The sequence below is a fragment of the Richelia intracellularis HH01 genome (genome assembly GCF_000350105.1).
Lineage (GTDB): Bacteria > Cyanobacteriota > Cyanobacteriia > Cyanobacteriales > Nostocaceae > Richelia > Richelia intracellularis.
Window position 1 is genome coordinate 1 of the sequence record NZ_CAIY01000013.1, and the last position, 4322, is coordinate 4322.

A 4322-nucleotide genomic window follows, 5' to 3' on the forward strand; every position below is an offset into this window, starting at 1 on the left:
ATATTCTACAGAAACCTATTACAATCTTCATAATATTTCTTGAAATTCACTGCTTGATTCACATCATAGCAATGATGTAATCTTATACAAGATATACTTTAAAAATTATCTTATATAATCTATAAGCTAGCCTATAAAAGCAAATTACATACTCAATAAATTTATTATAATTAAATGTTATCCAATATCTTAAGTAAGAAAAAGTGTGAAATAATCTCCACTGGAGATTGAATATTTAAGTTTGATTATAAGGATATAAAAATAATTATGTCATATTGAAATTATATACAATAATATTTGTTTCTTATAAAAGTCATATAACACTCAAGTAAAAGGGTATTTTTTCCAAATTATATTTATGCCAGTTACTATTGATTTTATGAATGCCTAGTATTTAGTATTCTCCACATATTAAACGAACATTCCCTATAATATTTTTTTGCTAAGATGATATATTTCCTTTGATAATTAGGCTTAGGAAAAGCTACAAATATTTATGGGAGTCAGATACCTCATTTTTGTTGGATTGCCTATTATCTCAATGCCATTTTTTAATTTACCATCACTATTACAAAACCTTACATTGTCCGTAATACCTCAATAAATGATCACATAATACTAATGCCATCATTGCTTCTACCATAGGTACAGCTCGGGGCAATACACAAGGATCATGTCTGCCTTTACCAACTAAAATCGTTTCTTCTCTTTCATCTGTAACCGTTCTTTGCTGTTTGCGAATAGTTGCCGTCGGTTTAAATGCTACGCGGATAATGATATTTTCACTATTGGAAATACCTCCTTGAATACCCCCAGAATAGTTAGTTACAGTTCGAATTTCTCCATTACCATCAACATAAAATTCATCATTGTGTTCATATCCACTCATTAAGGTCCCCGCAAATCCCGAACCAATTTCAAATCCCTTACTTCCTGGGAGGGACATTACACCCTTGGCAATATCTGCTTCCAACTTGTCAAATACTGGCACTCCTAAACCTTTTGGGATATTTTTTGCAACGCATTCTACTATGCCACCAATAGAATCACCTTCGTCTCTAATTTGTTCAATTAAATTAATCATTTTTTTGGCAGATTCTACATCAGGACAACGAACAATATTACTCTCAACCTGTTCCGCAATAACAGTATTTGGGTCAATACTTGCCTCTATATTCTTGATGCATTTCACATAGCCAATAATTGCTACATTAGAAAATTGACGGAGAATCTTTTTAGCTACTGCACCAGCTGCTACCCTACCAATTGTCTCCCGAGCAGATGCTCTACCCCCACCTTGCCAGTTACGAATCCCATACTTGGCATCATATGTGGCATCAGCATGGGAAGGGCGATATTTCCGTGCAATTTCATTATAATCTTGAGGGCGAGTATCCTTATTTTTCACTACTATAGATATAGGTGTCCCTAGGGTTTTACCCCCAAATACTCCTGATAAAATTTCACATTGGTCTTTCTCTTGCCTAGGTGTGGTAATTTTACTCTGTCCTGGTTTCCTACGCTCAAGTTCATTTTGAATTTCATCTACAGAGATTTCCAATCTTGGGGGACAACCATCGATAACAACTCCAATTTCACTGCCGTGGGATTCACCAAAGGTTGTAATTCGAAAAAAATGCCCAAAAGAGTTACCCATGACTTTGAAGAAAACACTTACACTTAGAATTAACTGATACCAGGAATATTAACACCAGTTGCAAAGTACTGTTAGTATTGAAAGTAAGAAGAGACAATTCAATGCTTTCCAGTAATCAACTGTAACTGTCAATTATTTAATGTATGAAAAAACAGGCAATTCATGTTATTGGAGGTGGTTTAGCAGGAACAGAAGCAGCCTGGCAAATTGCCCAAGCTGGTGTACCAGTGATTTTATATGAAATGCGTCCCCAGCGCTTCAGTGGTGCACATCATACAGAACATTTGGCTGAATTGGTTTGTAGCAATTCCTTTGGTGCACTGGCAAGTGATCGTGCAGCAGGACTATTACATGAGGAATTACGCCGTCTAAATTCTATTGTTATTAGTAAAGCTGACAAGCATATGGTCCCTGCTGGTGGGGCTTTAGCAGTGGATAGAGGACAATTTAGTCAAGATTTAACCAATACATTAGCAGAACATCCCCTAATTGAATTGCGGCGCGATGAGATCAATACCATTCCTGATGGAATTGTTGTTTTGGCAACAGGTCCTTTAACTAGTCCTACTTTAGCAGAAGACTTATACAGTTTTACAGGTCTGGAGTACCTAAGTTTTTTTGATGCTGCCAGTCCAATTATTGTAGGAGAATCTATTAACAAAAATATTGCTTTTATGGCTTCCCGCTATGACAAGGGTCAAGCTGCTTATCTTAACTGTCCAATGAATAAAAGACAGTATTTACACTTTTGGGAAAAATTACGTTGTGGGGAACAGGTCGAGTTAAAACAATTTGAATTGGAGTCAGCCAAGTTTTTTGAGGCTTGTTTACCTATTGAAGAACAAGCTAGGAGAGGAGAAGATACAATGCGTTATGGCCCTCTCAAGCCTGTAGGTCTATCCAATAGTCTTAGTGGGGAGAATTACTATGCTATAGTACAACTGCGACAGGAAGATAAGGCCGGTAAACTCTGGAACATGGTGGGTTTCCAAACAAACCTGCGTTGGGGTGAACAGAAACGTATATTCCGTCTGATTCCCGGCTTGGAATCAGCAGAATTTGTACGTTTGGGAGTTATGCACCGGAACACCTTTATTAATGCACCCCAACTAATGTTGCCTACTCTGCAATTTAAACACCGCTCAGATTTATTCGCAGCAGGACAATTAATTGGAACAGAGGGTTATACAGCTGCTACTGCTGGTGGTTGGTTAGCTGGAACGAATGCAGCAAGACTAGCCTTGGGAAAAACTCTTTTAAGTTCACCAAAAACAACTATGATGGGAGCATTACTCGATTTTATTAGTTCTGCATCACCCAAACATTTTCAACCTATGCCACCCAACTTCGGTATTTTGCCAGAGCTAAGTACAAAAATAAAAAGCAAGCAGGAGCGTTACGGGTATTATCGCGATCGCTCTCTGACTGGGTTAGAGAACTGGAAGTCTAACCTATAGGGAGAAGGAAAACAAACGAGTAAGGGGTTCAGAATAGAGATAAACTAAATTACTACTGATTTAAATTTTACTTTCTAGTTGTAAAAAATATTCCTTCCCATTGTCAACTGCTTGCTATCAAATTAGATGTATAATGACAGCTTATTTTCCCCTTTTCTCTTGGGTTTAAAATGGAAGTCTATCTGCGATCATCTCGACTATCTCGGCTTCCTCCTGAACTATCTCGGCTGCCTCCTGAGCTATCTCGGCTGCCTCCTGAGCTTTTACTATCTGTCAAATCGTTTGTCACTATACCATGAATGCCAATGGCAGTAATAATACCACCGATTAAACCCCATGCTTGATCTGTTAGCACATTAATTCGTTGTACGCTTGTGCGGTGGTAAATAAAATCCAGACGCCGTTGGCCAGTTCTACTTCTTCTACTTTGGTTGTTTGCTATTCTTGATAAGTTGTTTTCTGCGCTTACTAGAATGGAATAATCTCGGTTAAATAAGAAAATGGCAGAGCCAATTATGATCAACCCTGGGATTACCAAGGAATACATGAGCAGGGACTTTTGTTCTTCTTTTTTCACTGCCATGGAATAAATTTCAGAATACCTACCTTTCAACGATGACAGGGACTGAGGCTTTTTTTCAGTTAGTGATTTGACAAATTATTTTTAGAAACTAGTTAATTCATTTTAACATTTAAAAGTAAAACCCATAAAATTTACTTCTAGTATTTACATTCAAGGTAATACAGAAATCTACGATTTTCAGTTTGACTTCTTTAATATACCTATTATAGGCTACTACTAAATATAATATTTACTTGAGTCTATTCCACATAGAGCAAGATTAAAACTAAAGTATAAGACAAAAAATAAACTAAATTTTCGGTTCTTAAGAAACTTACTAAATATTAGAGATAATAAACTAACACTTTTAAATTATTAAGGATACCTAAAATAACTTAAATGATTTAGCTAGAAGATATATGAGTCAATAATTATTGACTCATATATCTTCATTATAGGAATAACTCAATGCAATTGTTTTGTGTATTCTTATAATATCCATATAATATCCATACGGAGAATGTTCAAAATAATGGAGTTTGTATCATAATTTTCAAATGAAACTATACCGACTTAATAACCATATTTTATGGTAGTAGAATATAAATAAATCTTGGATTTTATACATCATACTTTTATACTATTT

Annotated in this window: 3 protein-coding genes; 1 reads left to right on the plus strand and 2 read right to left on the minus strand. The window is 35.7% G+C overall.

What is annotated here, in order from left to right; translation table 11 throughout:
• Positions 1–568: 568 nt before the first annotated feature.
• Entirely contained in the window at positions 569–1657 is a 1089-nt protein-coding gene (gene aroC / locus RINTHH_RS01300; protein WP_008231904.1) for a chorismate synthase, read from the minus strand.
• Positions 1658–1800: 143 nt separating this feature from the next.
• On the opposite strand from aroC, the gene trmFO reads away from it, so the two are divergent.
• Positions 1801–3114: an FADH(2)-oxidizing methylenetetrahydrofolate--tRNA-(uracil(54)-C(5))-methyltransferase TrmFO gene (gene trmFO, locus RINTHH_RS01305; RefSeq protein WP_008231905.1), complete on the plus strand. Its 1314-nt coding sequence runs from the start codon at positions 1801–1803 to the stop codon at positions 3112–3114.
• Positions 3115–3292: 178 nt separating this feature from the next.
• Here trmFO and RINTHH_RS01310 read toward each other — a convergent pair whose 3' ends face one another.
• Positions 3293–3697 carry a hypothetical protein gene (locus RINTHH_RS01310; RefSeq protein WP_008231907.1) on the minus strand — a complete coding sequence of 135 codons (405 nt, stop codon included), beginning with the start codon at positions 3695–3697 and terminating at the stop codon, positions 3293–3295.
• Positions 3698–4322: the final 625 nt, after the last annotated feature.

Bases quoted from the DNA above. Each gene is read 5' to 3' on its own strand.
- aroC (WP_008231904.1), bottom strand. From the start codon at position 1,657: ATGGGTAACTCTTTTGGGCATTTTTTTCGAATTACAACCTTTGGTGAA.
- trmFO (WP_008231905.1), top strand. From the start codon at position 1,801: ATGAAAAAACAGGCAATTCATGTTATTGGAGGTGGTTTAGCAGGAACA.
- RINTHH_RS01310 (WP_008231907.1), bottom strand. From the start codon at position 3,697: ATGGCAGTGAAAAAAGAAGAACAAAAGTCCCTGCTCATGTATTCCTTG.